Here is a 23,555-nt window from a genome sequence, read left to right on the forward strand (position 1 = left end):
TTTATATAGACTATTTATTTCAATATGGATAGTATCGTCGCTATAGAATGATCTACAAATGAACGCTCTGGACGAGATTTCATGAGGACTGTAAGTCCAATGAAAGAAACGACCAGCGCCTGTGCTAAGGCTTTGGCATTCAGAATGCTTTCGAGCTCACCCGAGCGAATACCTTGTACAATTTTTTCTTCAAAAATGACCGAAAGATACATCTGATGCTCTCTCGTGAGAATTTCAAATTTCTCTTCGTGGGGGGCAAGCTCGACTATTGTATTGATACAGAAGCACCCTTTACTCGGTCCATCTCCATATTCCTCTTCTACTATTTCAGCAAATAATGTATGAAATGCTTCCTTTGCAGTTAGATTATTTTGAAGTTTTGTTCGAATATGGGCTGCATGCTGAGTTGTATATTTGCGTAATGCTGCTTCAAACAATTCCTCTTTATCACCGAACGCTGAGTATAAGCTCGGCCGCTGTATTCCCATTTTTGCAGTTAAATCGCTTAATGTAGTGGCTCTATACCCCTTCTCCCAAAAAAGCAACAAGGCCTCATCTAACGCTTTTTCCTCATCAAATTCCCGTTGTCGAACCATCATCAACCCTCATTTCTATCATAAAAACCTCTTCACTAAATCAACCATCTATTTCGTATAAGTTTTTTACTAATCGGTACATTATCATTTTATTTTATTGACGTATCATTGTCAAACCGACTTCATCTCTCAAGATCTTCACCACATCATTTTATCATTATCTTGACTTTAAAACGTTTGTCTGGTTATCCTTAACAGGAATCATTTTATACCGATCAGTATATTATACTCTTTAATACAAAAGGAGCTGACGAAATGCATGAAAAAAGAAAAAATGACTTCCGCTGAACATCCTGATCTGGAAGCGACTCATTTACAAATAAACACCCGATCAACGATGACTCGCTATATGGCTCTGCTGTTTGCGACAGCCTCCGGGATGGCAGTTGCAAACATATACTTTGCACAACCGTTATTAGACTCCCTCGCATCCGAATTTGGTATCAACTATTCATCCATTGGCATGGTCATTACGATTACTCAGCTTTGTTATGCGCTAGGACTGCTACTGATCGTACCACTTGGTGATCTGTTCAATCAACGACGGCTCATCGTAGCTCAGATGCTAGTATCCGTGTTATCTCTCATTCTAGTCGGTATCGCCCCTACCGCCACCGTCCTGTTCATAGGACTAGCTGCTGTGGGACTGCTTGCTGTAGTCACCCAGGTACTCGTCGCATTCGCAGCGACATGGGCCACTCCTGAAGAACGCGGCCGTATAGTGGGCTTGGTTCAAAGTGGAATTGTGATTGGTATTCTTCTCGCACGAACGTTTGCTGGTGTACTAACCGATCTCGCCGGCTGGAGATCAGTCTATCTCGTTTCTGGTGTGATGATGCTGATCATAACTGGCGTGTTGTACCGGTATCTTCCGCGTGCTGACAGCAAGAGAGTCTCCATATCCTATGTGAACTTGCTCGCTTCAATGTTTATATTGTTCAGACAAGAACGAATTCTACGTATTCGTGGCGTACTGGGTTTTCTGATCTTTGTTGTGTTTGGCACGCTGTGGACTTCACTTGTGCTACCTCTCAGCACTACGCCATACAATCTGTCACATACGGCGATTGGTGCATTTGGTCTTGCTGGAGTTGCCGGAGCATTAGGTGCCGCTCGGGCTGGTAGCCTTGCTGATCGAGGCTTAGGACAGTTAACAACGTGCATCGCCCTTGTCCTATTACTATTTTCATGGCTTTTTATCTTTTTCACTGAATATTCCCTTATTTTGTTAATCGTTGGTATCGTCATTCTTGACCTATCTGTGCAGGCCGTTCATGTGACCAATCAGAGTATGATTTTCACAGTCCGGCCTGAGGCGAGAAGCCGGCTGACTGCTGCTTATATGATTTTTTATTCCCTCGGCAGTGCGCTCGGTTCTATTGGATCAACTAACATATACGCAAACGCTGGCTGGAATGGGGTATGTCTATTTGGAGCCTCTATCAGCGCCTTAGCCCTTTTATATTGGATGATTACCTACCGTTTCGCGGCACAGATCACAGGAAAATCAGATTTAAAATAAAAAAACACCGCAATTAAGCGGTGTTAATGAATTAAGCGTCGACAACTTCGACTTTTTCCATCCCTTGGCCTTGTTCCATGTCAAGAACAGCCTCGATACCAGATGTTACTTTACCAAAAACAGTGTGAACACCGTTTAAGTGCGGTTGTGGGTCATGTACGATAAAGAATTGGCTGCCACCAGTGTCTTTACCAGCGTGTGCCATTGATAATGAACCTCTCTCGTGCTGATGAGGGTTTCCTTCTGTTTCACATTTAATGGTGTAACCAGGTCCTCCAGTTCCATTACCGTTTGGATCGCCGCCTTGGCTTACGAAGCCCGGGATCACGCGGTGGAATTTCAATCCATCGTAGAAGCCTTCATTCGCTAATTTTTCAAAGTTTGCTACTGTACCTGGAGCAGCCTCTGGGTAAAGTTCAAACTCAATTTTCTTTCCATTTGTTAATTGTATGTATCCTTTTTTCGCCATTTTTCACATTCTCCTTTCAGGTTAAACAAGGCTCATTATAGCACATTTTCGGTGATGTTAAACATCCCCTGCTTACCTAATGTGATTTACCTCTTTTGCCAACATTGATAAAATAAAAGAGCTTGATTCTTTTCTCCTAAGGAAATGATCACAGACTGAGCAAAACGCTTCATCATATTGGAGGTTTCAAACAACTTTAAAAGAAAATTGAAACGTCAGACTGATTTGTTACGTCTATATGATGGAGTACATTCAAATCATGTACTCAAAAGATGAGTTTCTCACCATAGAGAAACGCTTTCGACTTGAAGGAGGTCAACATGTTTAAAAAAACAATGCTTGGTATGATGGCAGCGCTCCTTTTACTGATTGGTGCGCCAAAAGTCAGCTTAGCGGATGCAGCTGTCGGCGATGTCATCGTCACACTCGGGCAAGACTTAACACCGGCTGATCGCCAGAAGGTGCTTGACGAGTTGAATCCACCTGAAAATGCGACAAAAATTGAAGTAACCAATAAAGAAGAGCATGAATATTTAGGAAAGTATATCCCTCGTTCTTCTATCGGGACGAGAGCATTATCATCTTCATCCATCACTATTGAAAAATCAGGTGCGGGTCTGACTGTGGATACACATAACATTAAGACCATTACAGATGAGATGTATTTAAATGCTTTAATGACCGCAGGTGTGAAAGATGCAAAGGTTGTCGTGACGGCGCCGTTTGAAGTATCTGGTACAGCAGCACTGACGGGTCTATTAAAAGCCTATGAAGTGTCAAGCGACAAAGCCATTCCTGAAGATGTGAAACAGGTGGCAAACGAAGAGCTTGTAACAACATCTAAACTGGGTGACTCTATTGGAAAAGACAATGCTTCTGCCCTGATTGCAAAAATCAAAGATGACATTGCCAAAAATGGAGTTCCTAAAACAACAAAAGAAGTGGAAGAAAAAGTAGATCAAGCCGCTTCTGATTTGAACTTAAATCTGACGCAAGATCAAAAGGATCAACTTGTCTCTCTCTTCGATAAAATGAAAAATATCAATATCGATTGGAAACAAGTCGGATCTCAAATTGATAAAGCAAAAGACAAGATTACAAAATTCATAGAATCAGATGAAGGGAAAAACCTTCTACAGAAAATTTGGGATTTCTTTGTCTCTATTTGGAACGCGATCGTCTCTGTATTTACTGGTGGAAAATAAATGTCATAGAAAAAGCTGCCTGATGATCAGGCAGCTCAGATTGTTGACAAAGGGCTAAAATGAACTTTATTTTAGCCCTTTGTCTTCTTTTCAGCGTGATAGAAAACCTTTGAAGTCTAGGAAGGACGAGTACTGGCGCGGAGCGAATTTCACATTCGTGAGCACCAGCACGCAGGACTGACAACGAATGCGAGGGTTTGTCTACACGCTGAAGCCGCCTGATGATCAGGCAGCTTTTTTTAAATCGATGATTTCACTTTTGATTGATAAGGTAAATCCAATTTGACAATGTCCTCGTATGTCTCACGCTCAACGACAAGCTGCGCTTCCCCATCTTCTACAAATACTACAGCTGGGCGCGGGATGCGATTATAGTTGTTTGACATGCTGTAGCCATAAGCTCCTGTACAAAAGACAGCTAATAAGTCTCCCTGTGATAACTCTGGCAGATCAATATCCCAAATAAGCATATCTCCACTTTCGCAGCATTTCCCTGCAATGGACACCGTTTGATCATGTGTTTGGCTCATTTTATTGGCGCTCGCTGCTTCATATTTTGCTTGATATAAAGCAGGTCGAATATTATCACTCATCCCGCCGTCGATGGCTACATAATCGCGAATGCCAGGTACATGTTTTGATGAGCCGATCGTATAAAGAGTGGTTCCTGCATCTCCAACAAGTGAGCGGCCTGGCTCAATCCAAATTTCAGGCATCTCAAACTCATAGCGGGCTACATTTTCTTTCACCGCTTGAATAATTTTCTCCACGTATTCAGTCGCAGGCAGTGGCTCATCCTCTTCTGTATAACGGATGCCAAAACCTCCGCCTAAATTCAGCACTGTGGAAATAAAGCCAAATGATTCTCTCCATTCATCCAGCTTCAAGAAAATCTTATCTGCCGCAAGGACAAAACCAGCCGTATCAAAAATTTGTGAGCCGATATGACAATGAACACCTAAAAGCTCGATCACTTCTGATTTAAGCACTTGTTTGACCGCTTCGTCTGCTTGTCCATTATGAAGATCAAAACCGAATTTTGAATCTTCTTGACCTGTTGTAATATAGTCATGCGTATGTGCTTCAACACCCGGCGTGATGCGGAGTAGTACTTTCACCTGTTTTGACAGCTCTTGACCAAGCTGTTCAATGAGTGTCATTTCATAGAAATTATCAACGACAATACAGCCAATTCCGTGCTCTAGTGCCATCTTTAATTCTTCTCTGCTTTTGTTGTTACCATGGAAATGAATTTTTTCTACTGGAAACCCGGCACAAATGGCTGTGTGCAGCTCCCCGCCTGAAACGACATCAAGTGATAAGCCTTCTTCTTTTGCCAGCTGGAACATAGCAATAGAAGAAAACGCCTTACTCGCATATGCCACCTGAGCTTTTAGTTCTTCTTCAATAAATGCTTTCTGAAAGCTTTTTGCACGCTCCCGTATTAAAGCCACATCATATACATAAAGTGGTGTCCCATACGTTTCAGCTAAAGAAACGGCATCAACACCACCAATTTCTAAATGTCCGAGTTCATTTTGTCTGCAAGTGCCGTGTAAATACAATGTCATTCCCTCTTTCTCCGCCTCGGCTGAAAAAAGACAGCTGCACAAGCTGCCTTTTGCCTTTTCTCAAAGTTAAAAATACAATATCACAATCTTCAGCCACTTTCAACGAGCGTTAAGAATTTGGCGGAATTTTTGATCTGTTCTGAGGGTGAACGATGCTTGGCCTTACTTTTGAGCCAGGAACAGACGTCCGAATGAGTACTTGCCACAAAGCCTTTCCATTAAAAGGAATGAATGGCCACATATAAGGCGTCTGTAAGGAACGAATGGATGTTAAATAAATAAGTAACAGCGTAAAACCGATGATCAGTCCATTCAGCTTAAAGATCGCTACTAGTGCTAATATGATCAGTCGTATGATTTTATTAGCGACACTAAGTTCATAACTTGGAGTGGTGAATGTGCCGATGGCTGCTAGCGAGACGTATAATATGACCTCTGGTGTAAATAAACCGACATCAATTGCAATTTGTCCAATTAAAACGGCTGCAATCAAGCCCATGGCAGTCGACAAGGCGGTCGGCGTATGAATCGCCGCCATTCGTAAAAATTCCACCCCAAAATCAGCAAGGAATACTTGGAGAATGACAGGGATATGGGAAGGTTTGTTAAATCCAATATAGCTTAGATTATCTGGCAGAAGATTCGGTTCTAGAATAAAAAGAAACCAGATCGGCAAAAGAAAAGTAGAACATAAAATGCCTAAAAAACGCACCCATCTTAAAAAAGTCCCAACTGCTGGCGCCTGGCGGTATTCTTCAGCATGTTGAACGTGATGAAAAATAGTGGTTGGTGTAATGATGACACTAGGGGATGTATCCGTAATGATGATGACATGTCCTTCTAATATATGGTTAGCAGCTACATCTGGGCGCTCGGTGTATCGTACAAGCGGGAAGGGATTATACCCTTGCTTGATGATAAATTCTTCTATAGTTTTATCAGACATCGTCAGTCCGTCAACTTTGATCCCAGACACTTCTTTTTCGATAATATCAACAAGATCAGGGTCTGCAATGTCTTCAATATAACAAACACATACGTCTGCTTTAGAACGTTCTCCTACTTTAAGCATTTTATATCGCAGTTTTTCATCCCGCACTCTTCTGCGAATAAGTGCTGTGTTCACTATAATGTTTTCAACAAAGCCGTCTCTTGCACCTCTGACAACCTTTTCTGTATCCGGTTCCTCCGGCATTCTGCCAGGGTAGCTCCTGACGTCAATAATAAATGCGTAATTTTCACCTTCTACAACGACTGCCACAAGTCCAGACAGCACTTGATCCACTGCCTCATCAAGCGTTTCAACTTTTGAGACTTGCTGATTGACGAGACGATTTTCTACCACACGTGCAAGATCATCTGATTCAGGTTCGTTGTCATTGATTTCAATCAGTTCTTTTAATAAATAGATGACATATTGTGTATCACATAATCCATTTACATAGTAAAGCTGGATTTCCTGATCATGGACATAAATTTTCCGAACGCCGAGGTCAAAGCTGAGGCCCATCCCAACATTGTCTTTGAAAAAATCTTCATTTTTCTTCGGATCTCGGTACACGTGTACCTTGTCTTTTTTCATGGAAACCGCTCCTTTCTAAAATTAATTCGACTGCCTTCATTGTGATGGGAGACCCTTTGCTTAGATCATCTTTCCGTCCCATCTTGCCAATATCTCCAATGCCGACAACAATCGGAAGCTGTAGTGAATCGAGACAATACACTGTATCTCCGCTCATTTTGTGTGGTTCCATTTCTGGAAGTCCATGTTTGTCAACGCCGTATTCTGTCAGTTCACCTTCCCGATCAATGGAGACATGTACCTTTGTCCATTCCGCTTGATGGGTTTTAGATGCCACTGCAATGGCGCCAATCACCTCAATTTCAGGGTGACGTGCTACGTGCTTCATGGCCGTTTCCCCTGTTCCTTCACCTGTTAGACCAGAATCATCAAACATGACAAACACTGGGTCATACGGCGTTTTCAAAATCATCTGGACCAGTTCTGGTCCTGTTCGTTTGCTCGGATTCCCTTTTGAGCTGGAAATACATCTTCCGCCGACTTTCTTTGCGACAAGCTCAATCGTTTTGGCAGCATATATATCTCCGTCTGTCACTAAAATGACTTTGCGTCTTTGCCCCATATTAGGTTATCCTTTCGGTTTAAAGATAAGTGCAATGATAAATGAAAATAAAATCGCAGCTGATATTCCAGCAGATGTTAACTCAAAAATCCCAATTCCGATTCCAATAAATCCGTGGACATCGGCCTGATGCATCGCCCCATGAAGCAAGCTATGACCAAAGCTTACGATAGGCACGGTAGCACCCGCTCCTGCAAATTCAATAAATTTATCATAAATACCAAACCCGTCTAAAATCGTCCCCGCCACAACAAAGGTGGTCATGACATGTGCCGGTGTGAGTTTCAGTACATCAAGTAAAAGCTGGCCGATCACGCAAATCAGTCCGCCTGCAACAAAAGCAATCAAATAATCCATTAGCTTTCTCCTCCTGCACGCTCAAATACAACTCCGTGCGCAATGGTTGGAATGGTCTCTTTTTGCTGAACCATCATTGGGCTGAGAAGCGCCCCGGTTGCCACAACCAATACTCTTTGCAAATTTCCTGCTTTCATTTCTTGAAAGATGTGACTGAATGTCACGACAGCTGAGCAGGCACAGCCGCTGCCTCCAGCGAATACATTTTGATCAGGTGTGTATATGATTAATCCGCAATCATCATGCTTCCGTCCAAGCTGAATGCCATCTTCTTTCAGAAGATCCTTTAAAATAGGCGATCCAATGCCAGATAGATCTCCTGTTAAAATGAGATCATAATCATCTACTGTTCTTCCTAAGTCTTCTAAATGTTGTTTGATTGTGTCTGCTGCTGCGGGCGCCATAGCTGAACCCATGTCGAATGGATCTGTAATTCCAAGGTCCATCACCCGTCCGACGGTGGCACTTGTAATTTGAATTTGGGAAGGTTCTTGGCTGATGACGACAGCACCGCTCCCTGTCACTGTACTTGTTGCTGTATCTGGTTTTTGCCCGCCATATTCTGTTGGATTACGAAATTGCCGCTCTGCCGTCGCGTTGTGACTGCTTGTCGCAGCAAGCGCTCTATTGGCAAAGCCACCATCTACTAACGCTGAGGCAATGGCGACTGATTCCATTGAGGTGGAGCAGGCACCAAATAAACAAAGAAACGGGATTTTGAGTTCTCTTGCCACATAGTTGGCAGTCACGTTTTGGTTCAGTAAATCTCCTGCCAGCAAAAGGTCAATATCACTTTTTTGCAAATTCGCTTTTGATAAGGCCATTGATATGGCATCATCCATGAGCTGTCTTTCAGCCATTTCCCAGTTCTTTTGATAACAGTGCATTTCATCATAGGTTTTATCAATGAGATGACCGATTGGGCCTTCTTTTTCTTTCGGTCCTGCAGCTGTTCCTTCCGCATTCACATAAAGCTTGTGTTCAAATACCCAAGATTGCTTACCTGTTAGTTTCACGTTTTATTCCTCCTACGAAAACATCTTTTCCAAGACGTATCGAATAATCCCTACGACATATGCCGAGACGACACCAAACACAATGACGTTCCCAGCCAGTTTAAACATGTTGGTCGCTACACCTAACACAAGCCCTTCACTTCTATGCTCAAGAGCCGCACTTGTCATGCTGTTTGCAAATCCTGTCACCGGGACAGCTGATCCCGCTCCAGCAAACTGGCCGATTTTATCGTAAATACCAATACCAGTTAAAATAGAAGAAATTAAAATAAGGGTCGCCACCGTTGGATTCCCTGCTGTCTTCTCATTAAAATCAAAAAAAGTAATATAGAAATTTTGCAATCCCTCGCCTATCGCACAAATCAAACCGCCAACAAGAAAAGCCTTGATGCAGTTTAGTACATAAGGAGGTTTCGGCTGATACGTTTTCACTTTAGATGGATAGTTCTCTTTTAAACTTGACACGTGTTGTTCCCTCCACATTTTTAAATATAAATAAGCCAATGAAATAGCGAGCCAAACACCTTCCCTAAGACGATGGCCATGAGCAGCAGCACAATTTTCCCGTCCATTCCAATTCTTTTCGTTAAGATAGGAAGTACATTTAACACTTCAGTGAGTGCGGCTGCAAGCATGCCGACAAAAATGCCAGATAAAAGACCGATCGGAAGCGCCAGCCATTTGGATAAATGCAAATGGACTTGACTTAAGGTAGCCCAGCCGCCAACGACCGCTCCACTTATCACGGCAGCCTCATATCCTTGAATGAAACGCTGCGTTTTCGTTAATTGCATTAATCGAGGGATAATACCAAGCACTGTGAGAAACGCCACAAACCCTGCCCCTACCGTTAAACCGCCGCCGAGCCCAACAAGCACCACAAAAAGCCATTTACCGATCATGGATATCTTTCAATGTTTCTTTGTTTTCATTGAGTGCGACATAATGATCAAGATCAAGCTGATATTTAAACATTTCCACTTCAAGCGGACTTGGCTCTTCGTTTAAACGCTTTTTAAACACATGATTGAAAAATAAAATCATGCCAAAACCGAGTCCAAAGCTATATGGAATTTGTAATAAATAAGGATGCTCAACCGTGTTTCCAGTAATCATCTCGTAAAGGCGGATATGAACAAGCCGCATACTGACATCCTCATGGAAATTCATGATGGCAAGGGCCGCTCCGACAAATAAGAGGAGCCATACAAACACAAATAAAATGGGAGACAGTTGGCGTTTGCCTGTGTCTATTTCAACAATGGCTTCTGAGCCTCCGACTGTTTGAATGTCGATGGCAGGCCACGCTTTTTTGATCGTTTTGACCACATGCATGATATCTAACACAACGATGTGACGATCCTTTTTGCTGACATGGTATATCGGCATTTTGCTCAGCTTTTGCACAGCACTGTCATCTCCAGTGATTTGGGCGATATCCTCTAAATAAATAAGCTGATCATTACCAGTCTTAATCCGATGGCGCAGCCGAATAAAGATTTGTCCGTCCATCCAAGTCACTTCCTATACGATGGGTTAAAAATAGTATGTGGTGAAAAATGGTTCTCATACTGAAAGAACTTGATTTACCGGTAATTACCACACAAAAAAAGCCAGCCGAATTGGCTAGCTGTCTTTTTGATCCATTTGCATTTGCATTTGGATTTGTTTTAAAATTTTCTTTTCAAGCCGTGAGACTTGCACTTGGGAAATTCCGAGTCTTTCTGCTACTTCTGATTGTGTTTGGTCTTTATAATACCTTAAATAGACAATCAGTTTCTCGCGCTCTTCTAATTCTTTAATCGCCTCTTTCAGCGCAATTTTATCAAACCATCTTTCTTCTGAATGATCGGCAATTTGATCGAGCAACGTAATCGGATCGCCGTCATTTTCATACACGGTTTCATGAATAGATGATGGTGAGCGAACCGCTTCTTGAGCGAGGACGACATCCTCAGGTGTGATGTCTAGATATTCAGCGATTTCCTGTACAGTCGGCATTCTCCCATGAGATTTAGACAATTCGTCTCTTGCCCGCCTGATTTTATTTCCAAGTTCCTTTAAGGACCTGCTGACTTTGACCGTTCCATCATCGCGAATGAAACGCTGAATTTCACCAATGATCATTGGAACGGCATACGTCGAAAATTTCACATCATAAGACAAATCAAATTTATCAACAGATTTCAGCAGGCCAATACAGCCTATTTGGAACAGATCATCTGGTTCATATCCTCTATTTAAAAAGCGCTGAACAACGGACCAAACAAGACGCATGTTTTTTTCTACGAGGAGGTCTCTTGCTTGTTGATCTCCGTCTTGGCTTTTTTTGATGAGCTCTTTCACTTCATCATTTGACAGCTGTGCTTTTTTTGCTTGCTTTTTTACCTCCACATCCATATGAGCAGCTCCTTAATTACAAAGCGCTTTGCTTTTTGATAGATGCTTTGTTAAGCGGATCGTTGTGCCCATTTCTGGAGATGAGTCCACCATGACATCATCCATAAAGTTCTCCATGATCGTAAAACCCATCCCGGAACGCTCTAAATCTGGTTTCGTCGTAAAAAGCGGCTGCCTTGCTTCCTCAAGATCTGAAATGCCCATGCCTTCGTCTCGAATCGTCAGATACACAATATGGTCATCCAGCGTGACGCTAATGTGCACCTTGCCGTCTGGATTCCCGTCATACCCGTGAATGATCGAGTTCGTGACCGCCTCTGATACAACGGTTTTGATTTCTGTTAGCTCATCTAATGTTGGATCGAGCTGAGCGATGAATGCTGCCACCGTTACTCTTGCAAAGGATTCGTTTTGACTTAAAGCAGAAAAGGTCAAGTTCATTTCATTTGTCATGATGCCACCCCCAATGTTTGCAGCGCAGTTTGCTCTGAAGGCTCCATACGAATAATTTTAAACAAGCCGGACATATCGAATAAACGGTTCACCGCTGGCGAGATCGCACAGACGACCATTTCACCGCCAAGCTGCTTAATTTCTTTGTATCTTCCTAAAATCACTCCGAGGCCAGAGCTGTCCATAAACGATAAATCAGCTAAATTCAGCACGATGTGGCGAATGTCCTCTGTTTCCAAATAATTCGTCACCTTTTGTCTCAATGTCTCTGCGGAGTGATGATCAAGCTCCCCTGTCAACCGAATGCAAAGTACGCTCTCTTTTATTTGAAAATCAATACCAAGGCTCATCTTTTCTTCCTCCTTGCTCTATTTTCGGATAAAGAATGTTTCTCTTTCTTCACATGCAAATCCTTCACCATGACAAAACTAGTGATCATTCGTCACATTTAGATGTTCTTTTCGTTCATAGCAAAAAAGACTGCCAGTTGCAGCAGTCTTTCACCTTTTACTTCCATTTGACAAATTCGGCCATAGCCCGTTTGAAGAACGTCCAAAGACCGGCTTTTTCCATATCTTCTTTCGCTTCAACAGGACTTTCATGAAGCACTTTTCCATCTTTTTTCAAGATGATGGTGCCAAGCTTCGTTCCTTTTGAAAATGGGGCTGTGACATCTTGAGTTAATTTAATTTCTTTTTTGATCTGATCGACATTTTCGCCTTTTTTCGTTAGAAGAGAAATCGGTTCAGACGTGACAAGCTGAATTTTTTTCTTTTTCCCTTTGCTCACTTTGATCTCTGCTACGTCTTGACCACGCTTGTAGAGAGGATGCGTTGTATATTGACTAAAGGCGTAATCCAGCATTTTGACGATTTGGGCGTTTCTGTCTTTTGGTGTACTTGCGCCGAATACAACAGCAATGACGCGCATGTTGCCTTTTTTAGCAGATGCAGTTAGACAGTATTTCGCCTCGCCTGTAAAACCTGTTTTCACCCCATCTACGCCTGGATAAAATTTAATGAGACGGTTTGTATTCACAAGCCAGAATTTTTTATCCGTGTTCTGACGAAGATAGTCTTCGTATACACCAGTGAACTTGGTGATCTCTTCATATTTCAACAGCTCTTTCGCCATTTTTGCCATATCATGAGCCGTGCTGTAATGATCTTTTTCAGGAAGTCCTGTTGGATTTTGAAAGACCGTTGAGGTGAGCCCAAGCTCTTTTGCCTTTTTGTTCATTTGCTCAACAAACTGTTCTTCAGATCCAGCGATATGTTCTGCCATGGCAACTGAAGCATCGTTTCCTGACGCAATCGCAATGCCTTTCAGCATGTCTTTAACCGTCATTTCTTCTCCAGGTTCAAGGAAAATTTGTGAGCCTCCCATAGATGCTGCATGATCGCTCGTTCTTACTTTGTCAGTCATTTTTAATTTCCCTTGATCCATCGCTTCCATGATGAGAAGCATCGTCATGATTTTGGTCATACTTGCAGGGGCAAGCTTTTCATCACTGTTTTTGTTGTAAAGCACTTTTCCCGTGTCACGTTCCATTAAAATCGCTGATTTGGCTTCATGCGCCAATTCTGATGTTTGTTTTTCTCCTGGCTTTTCAATCTTTTCTTTTGCCATCGCTGATGGTGAAACCATTGAGATAAGGATCATTAAAGTAAACAATGCACATATATGACGTTTCAAGTGGCAGACCTCCATTATCGTAATCCTTTCTATTTTTTCCTCATAAAGGCTGTTTTATTCAGAGATCGTTTGATTGCCATAAAAAAAAGCCCTCTGTTTCATGAACAGAAGGCTTTTTCACACGATCTATGAGAGTTGTTTGACAACTTCTTTCACTAAATCAAGGAAACTTGCTTTCACTTTTTCCGTCACTTCGATCACTTCATCATGAGAAAGCGGCTGATCTAAAATACCTGAAGCCGCATTAGAGATGCATGAAATACCAAGTACTTTTATGCCTGCATGACGTGCCACAATCACTTCTGGCACAGTCGACATACCGACTGCATCAGCGCCAAGCGTTCTGAGGAAACGAACCTCTGCCGGTGTTTCATATGAAGGGCCTGTCATTCCTGCATAAACCCCTTGCTGCACAGATATGCCTAAATGTTTAGCCGTTTTCTCTGCAAGTGCCAGCAAATCTTGATCATACGGTGCAGACATATCAGGGAAACGAACCCCTTGACTGTCGTTTGGTCCAATTAACGGATTGGTCCCCATCATATTGATATGATCTGTAATCAGCATGAGATCGCCAGGATGGAAGGATGTATTCACACCGCCCGCTGCATTTGTCACAATACATGTCTCAATGCCGATTTCTTTCATCACACGGACAGGAAATGTCACCTGCTTCATATCATACCCTTCATAGTAATGGAAACGTCCTTGCATGGCACAAACGACCGTGCCTTTCAGCGTTCCAATGACGAGCTGGCCTGCATGCCCTTCTACTGTTGAAACAGGGAATCCAGGAATATCTTCATATTTCAATTTGATTGGATTTTCAATCTCATCGGCTAAAATGCCAAGACCTGAACCTAAAATCAATCCAACTGTTGGTACATATGTCGATGCTTGTTTAATATATGCCGCCGCTTCTGAAAACTGTGCTCCCACGTGATTTCCCCCTATTTGAGTTTAGATAAAAAGCTTGTTCCGTATTTTGGCAGCGTTGATTTAAAATTATCTGCTACCGTTGCCCCAAGATCGGCAAATGTTTTCGCTGTTGGCAGCTCATTTGCTTCTTGATGCTTTTTGCTGTAAGCAATAAGCGGAACGTATTCTCTTGTATGATCGGTCCCGTGATGAACCGGGTCATTTCCATGATCTGCTGTGATCACAAGCAGATCATCCTCTTTTAATAGATCAAACACTTCAGGTAGACGTGCGTCAAATTCCTCTAGTGCCTTACCGTAGCCTTCTGGATCTCTTCTATGTCCATAAAGCGCATCAAAGTCGACCAGATTTAAGAAGCTAATCCCAGTAAAGTCTGTTTTCAGCGTCTCAACTAGCTTGTCCATTCCATCCATGTTGGATTTCGTTCTGAGTGAAGAGGTGATTCCTTCACCATCATAAATATCAGAGATTTTTCCGATCGCAATGACATCAAGTCCATCATCTTTCAGTTCATTCATGACGGTACGGTCAAACGGTTTTAACGCATAGTCATGACGATTTGGTGTTCTAACAAATGCACCCGGCTCCCCGACAAATGGACGAGCAATGATGCGCCCTACCATATATTTTTCATCTAAAGTCAGTTCACGTGCGATTTCGCAAATGCGGTAAAGTTCGTCTAAAGGCACAACTTCTTCGTGTGCAGCAATTTGCAGCACAGAATCGGCTGAAGTATAAACGATTAAATCGCCTGTTTTCATGTGCTCTTCGCCAAGCTCATCAAGAATTTCTGTACCAGACGCTGGTTTATTTCCAATGATGCCGCGTCCTGTTTTTTCTTTTAATTCATTTAACAGTTCATCTGGAAATCCGTCTGGAAAGACTTTAAATGGTGTGTCGATATAAAGACCCATGATTTCCCAATGTCCTGTCATTGTGTCTTTCCCGTTGGATGCTTCTTGCATTTTTCCATAATACGCAAGCGGTTTTTCGTCCGCTGGAATTCCTTTAATTTCTTTAATATGACTTAGCCCAAGCTTCGCCATATTCGGCATATGAAGCCCGTTCATTTTTTCAGCAATATGTCCAAGTGTATCTGCACCTACATCATTAAAATCAGCAGCATCAGGTGCTTCCCCGATTCCTACTGAATCCATCACAATGAGGAAAATGCGTTTATACTGATAATCAGGCATGAAAAAGCGCCTCCTTCAATATTCTTGTCCTTTCACCTTTCACATTTAGAGAGGTCAGACATCTCAAGTATAAACCGTTTTCAAGTCAATTGACAACCATAAACGGTCCAAACATAAAAAAGCATGATACACGTTCACCGTGCCATGCTTTACTTATGCCCTTGGATGGAATTTGTGATACACGTCTTTTAATCTTGTTTTGGTCACATGTGTGTAAATTTGTGTAGTAGAAATATCGGCATGTCCCAGCATTTCCTGTACGGCTCTGAGATCCGCACCGTTTTCAAGCAAATGCGTCGCAAATGAATGTCTAAGCGTATGAGGCGTCAATTCTTTTTGAATACCTGCTTCTATGGCTCGTTTCTTTAAGTTCTTCCAAAAGCCCTGCCGTGACATTTTTTTCCCGTGATGATTCAGAAATAAAGCATCGGCCGGCTGTTTTTTGAGCAGCTTGTTTCTGCCTTTTTCTATATACACTTCAATCGCACTTGCAGCAGCTTCACCAATAGGCACGATTCGCTCTTTTCTTCCTTTTCCAAAACAGCGGATAAACCCCATGGTCAGATGCACATCTGCAAGAGTCAGATCAAGCATTTCACTTACGCGAATACCTGTTGCATATAAAAGTTCGAGCATGGCTTTGTCACGGTAGTCAAATGGTGTTTGCTGTTTTGGTGTATCGAGCAGCTTTTCTACCTCATTTAATGATAGAACTTTCGGTAATTTACGCTCTGTTTTTTGTGATTCAATGTTCCATGACGGGTCATCTGTTGTCACTTTTTCCCGAAGCAAAAATTGATGAAAGGAGCGTATGGATGATAGATGACGAACAGACGTTTTACTCGATTTCCCCTCGTCTTTTAACTGTTTTAAATAATGAATAATATGAAAGCGTGTGACGTCTTTTACATCTGTCAATTGTTCATGTGTCATTAAAAAAGACAAATAGTTCTGTAAATCTCTTTTATAAGAGACAATGGTATTTTCAGAGAGTCCTCTCTCTACTGTCATAAAATGAATAAAGTCGGATAATTGATCCTTCAATGGTTTCTACTCCCCGTTTTGATAAAAATAAATCAATCGATCCTGCCAGCTGTCTTGTTTCGGCTGATCCATTTCCATCACTTTTATCGCTGCACCTTCTGGTTTATCATAACGGTGATAGCTTTCATATTCTGAATTTATCCATATCATAGCATAATAGAACAGGACGGTAAAACCAGTGAACAAGATAAATACTTTCATCACTTCACCTGTTGTTTTGAGCCATTTTCGCATGTTCTTCATGTCCTTTCTCGTGTTCTCATTACTTCAGCATATGCCAGGTGGGACAAGGAATATACAACGAACATGCAAAAAACCTTTTCATCTTAAATGAAAAGGTTCCAATTCGGATTATTTGCCGGATTCATCATCATGACACCGGTGACAAATACCGTGGAATGTCAATCTATGATCCTTAATTTTAAATTTCCAGTCGCGTTCAATAATCTCTTCAACATCTTCTAATAAATCATCTTCTATCTCATCGACTGTCCCGCATTCCATGCAGACAAGATGGTGATGGAAGTGAGCGGCTCCTTCTTTGCGAAGATCATATCGCGAAACGCCGTCTCCAAAGTTAATTTTATCAACAACTTTCAGTTCAGTAAGCAATTCTAACGTCCGATAAACAGTAGCAAGACCAATTTCAGGAGACTTCTCTTTTACGAGGAGGTATACATCTTCTGCACTTAAATGGTCTTCTTCATTCTCAAGCAGTACTCTTACTGTTGCTTCACGCTGTGGCGTGAGCTTGTAGCTGGAAGAATGAAGCTGTTTCTTAATTCGATCAATCCGATTTTCCATTGACTTTCCCTCCTACGCCACATTACTTGATCATTATATCAAATGATGTGCAGAGAGCCAACTATAATCATTTTAAATTGATAAATAAATTGATTATTATTTAATAACGATTATAAAATCATCAAAACAGAACACCTGCCAGCTTTTTCATCAGCATGAATGATAAGTATGATTCAAAAAAGGACGAAAGAGCTGCGAGGGTTAAAATCATCAGTAGAACAGAGGCATACCGGCCAAACCAATGGATTGGCGCTTGACTGATGGTTTTTTTCATAAAAAGCTGACCAATTAAACGAATGGAGAACGCAATCGCACAAGTTCCGATCACTAAATACGCTGGAATGAGCAAGATATTTTGAGGAAGCACCGAGACAAAAGATAGAAAAAAACCGCTAAGCCCCATTTGATTGACCAAAAAACCGACAGTAAACCCAACTACAATCCCTTTTAAAAAGATCATCAGAAAAATAAGCGGCAGGCCAATGATTGAAATTCCGAGTATCCACATAAGGCCCAAGTATTTCATATGATGCAGAAAGCTTTGCAAAAACATTTCTTTTGATTCTGCTGCTTTCTCATTCGTCAGTTGACCAAAAAATTGATTTAAATAGTAGAATAAATCCTCTTTCTGACTCATTGTCATACTATTGACGATAATGGCTCCAAAAATGACCCCCATTAAAAAGAGGACAGAAACAAACAAATAAATTGATAAATGATCTTTCACGTGCTGAAGAAGATGTTCTTTCCAAGACTTTTTCCGCATGCGCCTTCCTCCCAAATAGTAAAGGTTACTAGATTCTATGAGAGAGCAGACGAAACATGACAGTTTTATGAAAAGAAAAACGAGAAAACAGCTGTACACTGCTTTCTCGTTTCCTTTATCGTGCAGCTTTTTGTACGTTCACAAGCCCAGCGCCATAATAAAAGGGGTCGCCAAGTTTTGTTGCCGTTTTTGTCAGCCTTTCACGCAATTCATCATTTGTCAGATTCGGATGTTTTGATAGAATGACTGCCGCAGCACCAGCTACATGAGGTGATGCCATAGACGTTCCACTCTTATAGCCATATTCATTATGAGGAATGGTACTTAATGTTGAAACGCCTGGTGCTGATACTTCCACCTCTTCCCCAACAGAGGAATCAAAGGCTCTTTGCTTTCGTTGATCCACAGATGCGATTGCCATGACAGAGCTGTATTTGGCCGGGTAATCTATCGTATTAAGTGACCCGTAGCTCCCAGCATTTCCTGCAGATGCGACAATGAGAATCCCGTTGTCATATGCTCGATCTACCGCTTCTTTCAGCGCCTCCGATTCACTTGCTCCTCCCATACTAATATTGATGACATCCATCTCATTCTCAATCGCCCATTCAATGCCTTTAATGATCCAGCTATAGTAGCCGTCACCATTTTCATCCGCCACCTTAACGGCATAGATCGAGGCTTTTGGTGCTACACCCACGACGCCTACCTTATTATCTAGTGCTGCGATTGTACCAGCCACGTGAGTTCCGTGTTCATGCGGGTCAACGAGCGGATCGGACTCTGTTGGAACAAAGCTGACACCACCAGTTACATGCAAATCTTCATGCTTGCCGTCGATTCCACTATCAAGAACAGCTACTTTGACATTCTGTCCGGCATATCCTCGTTTATGTACCTTTTGTGCTTTAATGCTTTTGATGCCATAAGGAACGCTTTGACCACTTGTTTTTGCTTTTTGGTCTTCCTCAATAAAAGTAATTTCTTTTGCTTGATGTAGTTTTTCTTTTGATGCTTCGTTCAACGAAACTTTCATCATATCTATTTTGTCTATTGATTCTTTCACATGACCGCCAGCTTTTTCAACAAGCTGTTTTTGTGTTTTGTCTTGAACGGAAGAAGAAAAACCGATCATATACTCTTTTTTTGCTTGATCCTTTGCAGATACATCTGATGCGCCGAACGTCATCGATGCTAGCAGCATACTTGCCATACAAAACCCTGCTCCAAATGATTTGACCTTCACGATACCCACTCTCCCTTTCACTTCTTTTTGTCATTTAACTACATTTTTAGACAAAAAGAAACGACCGTTTGTCCTATTTTTTAAAATTTTTCCAATTATTTGATCTACTTGTCACAAAAAAGCAAAATAAAAATGCTTATGATCCTGTTCATAGCGATCATAAGCATTCCTGCCTTTATGTTTTTTCATCATATGCTGCAAGGCTTCTTGTTTTGTTTTTGTCTTTCTTTCGTGTGTGCTAAAATGCGGCATATTTCCTCTCGACCGTTCTGGATCTCGACTGTGCTGCCTTTGAAGGTGTTCTCTCTTTTTCTTTGCGTTGCTTTTTCCCATTTCGCAAAACCCCTTTCGTTGTCGTTATGATACATGAAAGCATCTAAAAAAGATAGACGTATACACGCCTATCTCAAATTGTTGACAAAGGGCTAAAATGAACTTGATTTTAGCCCTTTGTCTTCTATTCAGCGTGATAGAAAGCCCTTGAAGTCTAGGAAGGACGGCTACTTTCACGGAGCGAATTTGACATTCGTGAGTACCAGCGCGCAGGACTGACAAAGAATGCGAGGGTTTGTCTACACGCTGAGATAGACGTATACACGCCTATCTTTCTTTTCTTACCATATCTAGATGCGGAATTCCATCCTCATCATAACAATCTGAGACTGCTTCAAAGCCAAACGATTCGTAGAACGATTTCAAATAAGCCTGTGCTTGGATTTTAATCCTTGTTTCACCTAACTCACTGAGCTTTTTTATGGCCTGATCGAGCAGGATCGGAACTGACCCCATAATATGAGACAAATAAAAAACACCTTCAAGTTTGAAAACGGATCGTTGTGAACCGAAATAAAACATGGAGGTGTTTTTTCTATGGGGACAAGAGTGAGTTATCCGGTTGAAGTCAAACAGAAGGCTGTGGAAATGAGATTGGCAGGCGTACCTATGAAAGAGATCATGCAGAAATTGAATATCAAGAATAAGACGCAGGTTCAGACATGGGTGAGGTGGCATAAGGCTGGGGATACACACCGGTTCGAACAGCCTGTTGGAAAACAATATACCTATGGAAAGGGTCCCGAGTACTCTTCCGAATTAGAGAGACTGCAGGCAGAAAATCGCTATTTGAGTCAACAGAATGAAGTTTTAAAAAAGTACAACGAATTGGAAAGGAAGTTGATAAGGAAACGTCAATCAAACTGGTAGAAGAATTGTGCAAAACGATGACAGTACAGGACATCTGTGTCCATTTAGGCATCTCACGCACTTCGTACTATAGATGGAAAAAGGATCTGACTCAGAATCATTCTAAAAGACAACTAGAGAAACAAATCGGCACGTTGTGCCGAAAGCACAAATATCGATATGGTTATCGAAAAATCACAGCCATACTAAAAAGGAGAATGCGTATTAACCATAAAACTGTTCAACGTATCATGCAGAAAAACCAGTGGCAATGCCGGGTTAAAATGAAAAAGCGTAAGAAGAATGGGCAGCCCTATGCCGTGGCCGGTAATATACTGGATCGGAATTTTCAGTCTGATCGCCCTCTTGAAAAACTAGTAACGGACATCACGTATTTGCCTTATGGACAGAAACAATTGTACCTTTCCAGTATATTGGATTTATATAATGGAGAAGTGATTGCTTTTACGATTGGTGATAAGCAGGACACAGACTTTATCTTAAACACACTTAATCAGCTCCCAGCACTGCCTGAGAATTGCGTGTTACATAGCGATCAAGGTTCTGTGTATACATCTTACGAGTATCAGAAAGCTGTTCATATAAAAGGCATTACCATGAGCATGTCCCGTAAAGGGACGCCCGCTGATAATGCCTCCATCGAATCGTTTCATTCCTCACTAAAGTCTGAAACGTTCTATCTTAACAGGATTGACCGCACTACGACCAACATCGTAGAACGCACTGTCAAAGAATACATTTATTATTATAACAACATTCGTATTCAAACGAAACTAAACAACCAATCACCGATAAACTATCGGCAATTGGCTGTATAAAGGTGTTTTGATCCCTGTCTCAAAAACGGGGGTCAGTCCCGATCTTCCCGTAGCCTTTTTTTCGGCCGGCCTTCGTCACAAGGACACGGCCAATGGACGCCTCTTTGTACAGAAAAATGCGGCAATAAGCGACAATCATGCCATTCTCTTTGGCGATTACATGCAGCGCCTCTTGATCACGATGATCAATTTCAGGATAAGGACATGTTTGTTCTACAACAAACACATTTACTCTTTCCATTAAAATCAGGTAAAGGTCCTCTTTAGACAGTTGTTCAAATGTGTGACATGTCCATTTAAGTTGTTTCATGATTGATATCCACCTTACCGTAAACTCCGCCTCCGCCAGCGATCAGCCCAACTTCACCTCTTCTTGCTTTGATGATGTAATTGGCTGTTTTCTCAGTGAGGACCGCTTTTAATTCTTGTTCTGTTGCTTGATGAAGAATATTCATTTCTGTATGAAAGACAGCTTTTAACTTTTCTAACGTTTTGGCTCCAACACCCGGAATAAATTGAAGGGGAAGCTGGTGAACATAAGGAGGCCTTATTCCTTTGTCACTTTCTTGGTCAGCAAGTTCCTTTAACCGCTCACTCACCCCTTTTGTCATTCGGGTATGGCCGCATGCTTGACACTTTTCTTGATCCTGACTGTCAGGTCTTACCCCGCATTTCTCACAGGTCGTATGATAATACTTTCCGAGCCGCGGAGCGAGCCCATAATTTCCAGTGATGTTTCTGCCATCTTTTCCTTGAAGTGCTAGCTCGAATTCAGCATAGGAGGCATGATCCATTCTGATCTTAGTATATTCCCGCGCAATTTTCCCTAAAGAATGGGCATCTGAATTTGTTAAAAAAGGATAACGGTTTAGCTCACTTAGCTGGGAGGCCATGGACGTATCACAGCTAAGGCCAAGCTCAACAGCGTCAATGAGTTCAGGATCGAATACTTCGGTTAAAGAAGTATTGACTCCTTTGCCGTATAAACTTTTATGCGGCGTAAAAATATGGGCAGGAATAAATAATCCCCCTAGTTCCTTCACCTTTTGCTGAAGCGTTCTTCCATCCACGTATAAACGCTGTGAACTCAAATGTACATTTTTCATATGAAGAGAAAGCCATGCGGAAAACTCAGACATTTTACGAAGCGTGGGCATAAAGGCAAGCACATGAATCGGACCTTTTGATTGGTCATCATTGATTTCTAGCTCACTGCCTAAAAGCAAAACGGTCTTTCCAAATGATAAACCGCCATCGCTTAGTTCAGTGTATATGCCTTCCTCTACACCTTCTATCAATTCTTCTAGGACTTCAGGAGATTGTGCATCAATCACACCAATCATCCCCATCCCTTTACTTTGAGACGCTTCAATGAGAATCTGGTCAATGGTCAGTGACCTTGCACCTGTAATTTTGACAGCCCTGCCTGTTCTTGTTCGACCAATATGAATATGGATATCTGCAAAGAATTCCCTCATTTTGTAGACTTAAGTACCTCTTGCAATTGTAAATATTGAATGGCATAGGCTGTTTTTGCATCATAAATATACTGTTTTTCGATGAGGTGCAGCGCTTCTTCTAATGAAACTTCCATCACTTCGACAAATTCATCCTCATCCAGCTCTCGTTTCTCTTCAAGCGGGACGAGCTGATCAGCAAGGTAGATGTGAACAATTTCATCCGCAAACCCTGGTGATGTATAAAAGGCTGTCAGCTTTTGGAGCGCCTGAGTTGTATAACCTGTTTCTTCTTCTAATTCTCTCAGTGCTGTATGTGCCGGCTCTTCTCCTTTTTCTAGTTTTCCAGCCGGAATTTCAACGATGGATCTCTCCAGTGCTTTACGGTATTGCTTGACCAAAATGATTTTATTTTTGTCTGTACGTGCAATGACTGCTACTGCACCTGGATGTTTAATGATTTCGCGTTTGCCTGGTTTTCCGTTCGGCAATTCCACATCTTCAAGAACCAAGTCAATGATTTTTCCGTTATATAATGTTTTTGACGATAATGTTTTTTCTTCAAAGTCCTTCAATTTTGTCAGCTCCTCGTTCTACTTTCACTTTTTACTTCATTCATTTTAACATAGATGTTTTAGGAGGATACAAAATGCG

The 23,555-nt window shown here is 41.8% G+C and carries 28 protein-coding genes and 1 pseudogene; 3 read left to right on the forward strand and 26 right to left on the reverse strand.

Annotated features, from left to right (window positions below):
• Positions 1 to 14: 14 nt before the first annotated feature.
• Positions 15 to 596 carry a TetR/AcrR family transcriptional regulator gene (locus NST57_RS11380; RefSeq protein WP_341298574.1) on the reverse strand — a complete coding sequence of 194 codons (582 nt, stop codon included), beginning with the start codon at positions 594 to 596 and terminating at the stop codon, positions 15 to 17.
• A 259-nt stretch (positions 597 to 855) separates the two neighbouring features.
• On the opposite strand from NST57_RS11380, the gene NST57_RS11385 reads away from it, so the two are divergent.
• Positions 856 to 2,118: an MFS transporter gene (locus NST57_RS11385; RefSeq protein ID WP_341298575.1), complete on the forward strand. Its 1,263-nt coding sequence runs from the start codon at positions 856 to 858 to the stop codon at positions 2,116 to 2,118.
• 31 nt (positions 2,119 to 2,149) lie between these two features.
• Here NST57_RS11385 and NST57_RS11390 read toward each other — a convergent pair whose 3' ends face one another.
• Complete coding sequence (locus tag NST57_RS11390; protein WP_008359679.1) at positions 2,150 to 2,587, reverse strand: peptidylprolyl isomerase; 438 nt, start codon at positions 2,585 to 2,587, stop codon at positions 2,150 to 2,152.
• 320 nt (positions 2,588 to 2,907) lie between these two features.
• On the opposite strand from NST57_RS11390, the gene NST57_RS11395 reads away from it, so the two are divergent.
• The gene (locus tag NST57_RS11395) at positions 2,908 to 3,792 is read left to right on the forward strand and encodes a DUF1002 domain-containing protein (RefSeq protein ID WP_277687675.1); all 885 of its coding nucleotides are present in this window, start codon (positions 2,908 to 2,910) and stop codon (positions 3,790 to 3,792) included.
• Positions 3,793 to 4,031: 239 nt separating this feature from the next.
• Here the strand turns inward: NST57_RS11395 and lysA are convergent, their stop codons facing one another.
• From lysA to NST57_RS11500, 21 genes and pseudogenes are all read right to left on the reverse strand, one after another.
• A complete protein-coding gene (lysA, locus tag NST57_RS11400; protein WP_341299218.1) occupies positions 4,032 to 5,357 on the reverse strand; it encodes a diaminopimelate decarboxylase in 1,326 nt (441 codons plus the stop codon).
• Between the two features lie 115 nt (positions 5,358 to 5,472).
• Positions 5,473 to 6,945, reverse strand: a complete 1,473-nt coding sequence (locus NST57_RS11405; protein ID WP_007501043.1) for a spore germination protein — start codon at positions 6,943 to 6,945, stop codon at positions 5,473 to 5,475.
• The gene (locus tag NST57_RS11410) at positions 6,899 to 7,507 is read right to left on the reverse strand and encodes a stage V sporulation protein AE (RefSeq protein WP_142155418.1); all 609 of its coding nucleotides are present in this window, start codon (positions 7,505 to 7,507) and stop codon (positions 6,899 to 6,901) included. The genes NST57_RS11405 and NST57_RS11410 overlap by 47 nt, the downstream gene beginning before the upstream one ends.
• Positions 7,508 to 7,513: 6 nt before the next feature.
• Positions 7,514 to 7,864: a stage V sporulation protein AE gene (gene spoVAE / locus NST57_RS11415; RefSeq protein WP_007501045.1), complete on the reverse strand. Its 351-nt coding sequence runs from the start codon at positions 7,862 to 7,864 to the stop codon at positions 7,514 to 7,516.
• Positions 7,864 to 8,880 (reverse strand): stage V sporulation protein AD, encoded by a 1,017-nt coding sequence (gene spoVAD / locus NST57_RS11420; protein ID WP_008344437.1) that lies wholly within the window; start codon positions 8,878 to 8,880, stop codon positions 7,864 to 7,866. Before spoVAD ends, spoVAE begins: the two co-directional genes overlap by 1 nt.
• Before the next feature lie 12 nt (positions 8,881 to 8,892).
• A complete protein-coding gene (spoVAC, locus tag NST57_RS11425; protein ID WP_142155419.1) occupies positions 8,893 to 9,345 on the reverse strand; it encodes a stage V sporulation protein AC in 453 nt (150 codons plus the stop codon).
• A 20-nt stretch (positions 9,346 to 9,365) separates the two neighbouring features.
• Positions 9,366 to 9,782, reverse strand: coding sequence for a stage V sporulation protein AB (locus NST57_RS11430; protein ID WP_007501049.1), 417 nt, complete (start codon positions 9,780 to 9,782; stop codon positions 9,366 to 9,368).
• Positions 9,772 to 10,392, reverse strand: coding sequence for a stage V sporulation protein AA (locus tag NST57_RS11435; RefSeq protein ID WP_341298576.1), 621 nt, complete (start codon positions 10,390 to 10,392; stop codon positions 9,772 to 9,774). Before NST57_RS11435 ends, NST57_RS11430 begins: the two co-directional genes overlap by 11 nt.
• 114 nt (positions 10,393 to 10,506) lie before the next feature.
• Complete coding sequence (gene sigF / locus NST57_RS11440) at positions 10,507 to 11,280, reverse strand: RNA polymerase sporulation sigma factor SigF (protein ID WP_341298577.1); 774 nt, start codon at positions 11,278 to 11,280, stop codon at positions 10,507 to 10,509.
• A 12-nt stretch (positions 11,281 to 11,292) separates the two neighbouring features.
• Positions 11,293 to 11,733: an anti-sigma F factor gene (gene spoIIAB, locus NST57_RS11445; protein WP_007501052.1), complete on the reverse strand. Its 441-nt coding sequence runs from the start codon at positions 11,731 to 11,733 to the stop codon at positions 11,293 to 11,295.
• Positions 11,730 to 12,083, reverse strand: a complete 354-nt coding sequence (spoIIAA, locus tag NST57_RS11450; RefSeq protein WP_008344431.1) for an anti-sigma F factor antagonist — start codon at positions 12,081 to 12,083, stop codon at positions 11,730 to 11,732. Before spoIIAA ends, spoIIAB begins: the two co-directional genes overlap by 4 nt.
• 157 nt (positions 12,084 to 12,240) lie before the next feature.
• A complete protein-coding gene (locus NST57_RS11455) occupies positions 12,241 to 13,395 on the reverse strand; it encodes a D-alanyl-D-alanine carboxypeptidase family protein (RefSeq protein ID WP_445818821.1) in 1,155 nt (384 codons plus the stop codon).
• Between the two features lie 159 nt (positions 13,396 to 13,554).
• A complete protein-coding gene (locus NST57_RS11460; protein WP_341298578.1) occupies positions 13,555 to 14,367 on the reverse strand; it encodes a purine-nucleoside phosphorylase in 813 nt (270 codons plus the stop codon).
• An 11-nt stretch (positions 14,368 to 14,378) separates the two neighbouring features.
• The gene (gene deoB, locus NST57_RS11465; RefSeq protein ID WP_142155423.1) at positions 14,379 to 15,563 is read right to left on the reverse strand and encodes a phosphopentomutase; all 1,185 of its coding nucleotides are present in this window, start codon (positions 15,561 to 15,563) and stop codon (positions 14,379 to 14,381) included.
• Positions 15,564 to 15,716: 153 nt separating this feature from the next.
• The gene (gene xerD / locus NST57_RS11470) at positions 15,717 to 16,607 is read right to left on the reverse strand and encodes a site-specific tyrosine recombinase XerD (RefSeq protein ID WP_142155424.1); all 891 of its coding nucleotides are present in this window, start codon (positions 16,605 to 16,607) and stop codon (positions 15,717 to 15,719) included.
• Between the two features lie 6 nt (positions 16,608 to 16,613).
• Complete coding sequence (locus NST57_RS11475; RefSeq protein WP_008344420.1) at positions 16,614 to 16,841, reverse strand: YqzK family protein; 228 nt, start codon at positions 16,839 to 16,841, stop codon at positions 16,614 to 16,616.
• A 117-nt stretch (positions 16,842 to 16,958) separates the two neighbouring features.
• The gene (fur, locus tag NST57_RS11480; RefSeq protein WP_003215577.1) at positions 16,959 to 17,411 is read right to left on the reverse strand and encodes a ferric iron uptake transcriptional regulator; all 453 of its coding nucleotides are present in this window, start codon (positions 17,409 to 17,411) and stop codon (positions 16,959 to 16,961) included.
• Between the two features lie 121 nt (positions 17,412 to 17,532).
• Positions 17,533 to 18,177: a stage II sporulation protein M gene (gene spoIIM / locus NST57_RS11485; protein WP_017367532.1), complete on the reverse strand. Its 645-nt coding sequence runs from the start codon at positions 18,175 to 18,177 to the stop codon at positions 17,533 to 17,535.
• A 115-nt stretch (positions 18,178 to 18,292) separates the two neighbouring features.
• On the reverse strand, positions 18,293 to 19,423 hold the full coding sequence (locus NST57_RS11490; RefSeq protein ID WP_142155425.1) for a S8 family serine peptidase: 1,131 nt from the start codon (positions 19,421 to 19,423) through the stop codon (positions 18,293 to 18,295).
• Between the two features lie 111 nt (positions 19,424 to 19,534).
• Positions 19,535 to 19,756 (reverse strand): hypothetical protein, encoded by a 222-nt coding sequence (locus NST57_RS11495; RefSeq protein WP_142155426.1) that lies wholly within the window; start codon positions 19,754 to 19,756, stop codon positions 19,535 to 19,537.
• Positions 19,757 to 20,023: 267 nt separating this feature from the next.
• Positions 20,024 to 20,197, reverse strand: a pseudogene (locus NST57_RS11500) (GNAT family N-acetyltransferase); the annotation flags it as partial.
• Between the two features lie 96 nt (positions 20,198 to 20,293).
• Here NST57_RS11500 and NST57_RS11505 point away from each other — a divergent pair.
• A protein-coding gene (locus NST57_RS11505; protein ID WP_142152928.1) for an IS3 family transposase occupies positions 20,294 to 21,444 on the forward strand; the annotation gives its coding sequence in 2 pieces (ribosomal slippage) (positions 20,294 to 20,567 and positions 20,567 to 21,444; 1,152 coding nt in all).
• Between the two features lie 19 nt (positions 21,445 to 21,463).
• Here the strand turns inward: NST57_RS11505 and NST57_RS11510 are convergent.
• The 3 genes from NST57_RS11510 to NST57_RS11520 are packed head-to-tail and all read right to left on the reverse strand — an operon-like array spanning position 21,464 to position 23,476.
• On the reverse strand, positions 21,464 to 21,754 hold the full coding sequence (locus NST57_RS11510; protein ID WP_341298579.1) for a GNAT family N-acetyltransferase: 291 nt from the start codon (positions 21,752 to 21,754) through the stop codon (positions 21,464 to 21,466).
• The gene (locus NST57_RS11515) at positions 21,741 to 22,922 is read right to left on the reverse strand and encodes a TIGR00375 family protein (RefSeq protein WP_142155428.1); all 1,182 of its coding nucleotides are present in this window, start codon (positions 22,920 to 22,922) and stop codon (positions 21,741 to 21,743) included. The genes NST57_RS11510 and NST57_RS11515 overlap by 14 nt, the downstream gene beginning before the upstream one ends.
• Complete coding sequence (locus NST57_RS11520; RefSeq protein WP_142155429.1) at positions 22,919 to 23,476, reverse strand: NUDIX domain-containing protein; 558 nt, start codon at positions 23,474 to 23,476, stop codon at positions 22,919 to 22,921. The genes NST57_RS11515 and NST57_RS11520 overlap by 4 nt, the downstream gene beginning before the upstream one ends.
• Positions 23,477 to 23,555 lie beyond the last annotated feature (79 nt).

Origin of the sequence: Bacillus sp. FSL M8-0077 (genome assembly GCF_038050255.1) — a bacterium.
GTDB lineage: Bacteria > Bacillota > Bacilli > Bacillales > Bacillaceae > Bacillus > Bacillus altitudinis.

Excerpts from the sequence above, each read along its gene's own strand:
- NST57_RS11380 (WP_341298574.1), bottom strand. The coding sequence starts at position 596 with ATGGTTCGACAACGGGAATTTGATGAGGAAAAAGCGTTAGATGAGGCC.
- NST57_RS11385 (WP_341298575.1), top strand. The coding sequence starts at position 856 with ATGAAAAAAGAAAAAATGACTTCCGCTGAACATCCTGATCTGGAAGCG.
- NST57_RS11390 (WP_008359679.1), bottom strand. The coding sequence starts at position 2,587 with ATGGCGAAAAAAGGATACATACAATTAACAAATGGAAAGAAAATTGAG.
- NST57_RS11395 (WP_277687675.1), top strand. The coding sequence starts at position 2,908 with ATGTTTAAAAAAACAATGCTTGGTATGATGGCAGCGCTCCTTTTACTG.
- NST57_RS11405 (WP_007501043.1), bottom strand. The coding sequence starts at position 6,945 with ATGAAAAAAGACAAGGTACACGTGTACCGAGATCCGAAGAAAAATGAA.
- NST57_RS11410 (WP_142155418.1), bottom strand. The coding sequence starts at position 7,507 with ATGGGGCAAAGACGCAAAGTCATTTTAGTGACAGACGGAGATATATAT.
- spoVAE (WP_007501045.1), bottom strand. The coding sequence starts at position 7,864 with ATGGATTATTTGATTGCTTTTGTTGCAGGCGGACTGATTTGCGTGATC.
- NST57_RS11430 (WP_007501049.1), bottom strand. The coding sequence starts at position 9,782 with ATGATCGGTAAATGGCTTTTTGTGGTGCTTGTTGGGCTCGGCGGCGGT.
- NST57_RS11435 (WP_341298576.1), bottom strand. The coding sequence starts at position 10,392 with ATGGACGGACAAATCTTTATTCGGCTGCGCCATCGGATTAAGACTGGT.
- sigF (WP_341298577.1), bottom strand. The coding sequence starts at position 11,280 with ATGGATGTGGAGGTAAAAAAGCAAGCAAAAAAAGCACAGCTGTCAAAT.
- spoIIAB (WP_007501052.1), bottom strand. The coding sequence starts at position 11,733 with ATGACAAATGAAATGAACTTGACCTTTTCTGCTTTAAGTCAAAACGAA.
- spoIIAA (WP_008344431.1), bottom strand. The coding sequence starts at position 12,083 with ATGAGCCTTGGTATTGATTTTCAAATAAAAGAGAGCGTACTTTGCATT.
- NST57_RS11455 (WP_445818821.1), bottom strand. The coding sequence starts at position 13,395 with ATGATCCTTATCTCAATGGTTTCACCATCAGCGATGGCAAAAGAAAAG.
- deoB (WP_142155423.1), bottom strand. The coding sequence starts at position 15,563 with ATGCCTGATTATCAGTATAAACGCATTTTCCTCATTGTGATGGATTCA.
- NST57_RS11475 (WP_008344420.1), bottom strand. The coding sequence starts at position 16,841 with ATGCGAAAATGGCTCAAAACAACAGGTGAAGTGATGAAAGTATTTATC.
- fur (WP_003215577.1), bottom strand. The coding sequence starts at position 17,411 with ATGGAAAATCGGATTGATCGAATTAAGAAACAGCTTCATTCTTCCAGC.
- spoIIM (WP_017367532.1), bottom strand. The coding sequence starts at position 18,177 with ATGCGGAAAAAGTCTTGGAAAGAACATCTTCTTCAGCACGTGAAAGAT.
- NST57_RS11495 (WP_142155426.1), bottom strand. The coding sequence starts at position 19,756 with ATGGGAAAAAGCAACGCAAAGAAAAAGAGAGAACACCTTCAAAGGCAG.
- NST57_RS11510 (WP_341298579.1), bottom strand. The coding sequence starts at position 21,754 with ATGAAACAACTTAAATGGACATGTCACACATTTGAACAACTGTCTAAA.
- NST57_RS11515 (WP_142155428.1), bottom strand. The coding sequence starts at position 22,922 with ATGAGGGAATTCTTTGCAGATATCCATATTCATATTGGTCGAACAAGA.